2 protein-coding genes are annotated in these 1,189 nt (G+C 49.7%); one reads left to right on the forward strand and one right to left on the reverse strand.

The genetic code is table 11. The annotated features are described in order from the left end of the window. The coding region (locus ACR0P9_RS12935; protein ID WP_432620784.1) for a hypothetical protein at nucleotides 1–451 on the forward strand (451 nt) is incomplete at its 5' end. Between the two features lie 75 nt (nucleotides 452–526). Here the strand turns inward: ACR0P9_RS12935 and ACR0P9_RS12940 are convergent. Next, on the reverse strand, nucleotides 527–1,189 hold a 663-nt coding region (locus ACR0P9_RS12940), incomplete at its 5' end, for a TIGR00282 family metallophosphoesterase (protein ID WP_432620786.1).

Below are 1,189 nucleotides of genomic sequence, written 5' to 3' on the forward strand. Positions count from 1 at the left end.
AGAATCTACCGACGATTCGTACACGGATGATGCCTATCAGCCGACCGATGTGCCGACCATTCTCAATGGCAACTGGGTAAACAGCAATGCATCGCTTTCTCTGACATTTGACAACGGTGTCATTTCTTGGAAAAACGAAGACGGCAGCTTCACAACCGATTCTCCTACGCTGTATCAGCTGAATCTGACGGAAGATAACATCGGCGACTATCTCTCGGAAGATTTGCAGAGCAAATATCCGTTGGATCAGTATACCTATTATGATTTAACCTGCTGGGGTAATGCTGACCCAGACGATGACGATGAATACTATATTGAAATGCTGCTGTTCATTCCCAATGATGCCGCGCAGCTGTATTCGTTTGATTATTATGACTACGATACCTACAATACAGATACGATGACCAAGGGCGGCATCCGCTCCAAACAAACCGCCGAACAATCCGCATAAGCATAAAAAAATCGCTCGCACACGAAGTACGAGCGATTTTTTGTTTATAAGCAGAAGCCAGCGTGAATGATTCTTTTATTTTCCCGGCAGATATTCCTCTTCCACTCTCTGCACGCTGCGGCAGGTGCCTGTGCTCTCATCAATATCAAACACTGCGCCTTGCAGCACGCAGACGCCTTCTGCCGGTTCAAATCGACTGGTGAGATCTCCGCGGAACATGGCGATAGACTGCTCTTTTCGCACACCGAGCACCGACCATTTTGGTCCCGTCATGCCGAGATCGGTAATATATCCGGTTCCCTTCGGATTGACTCGCGCATCGGCTGTCGGCACATGCGTATGCGTGCCATAAACAGCGGAAACGCGTCCATCCAGATAAAAACCCATCGCGAGCTTTTCCGATGTTGCGGAAGCGTGCATTTCACACACCGCGATGTCATATCGCCCTTCCTGTTCCCGCAAAATGCGGTCTGCGCGCAAAAACGGGTTATCCGGACCATACTGCATATCACAGCGGCCAATCAATTCAAACACCAACACCCGCCAGCCGCTTCTGCTCTCATAAATGCCAAAGCCTTCTCCCGGAGACTGCGGCGCGAGATTGGCGGGACGAATGATATACCGATTATCCTCTAAATAACTGACGATATTCTGTTTGCGATACGTGTGATTTCCCAGCGTAATCACATCGGCACCGGCATCGAAAATCGCATCTGCCTGCTTCGGCGTGATGCCAAC

Source organism: Butyricicoccus sp., assembly GCF_050872565.1.
Taxonomy (GTDB): domain Bacteria; phylum Bacillota; class Clostridia; order Oscillospirales; family Butyricicoccaceae; genus Butyricicoccus_A.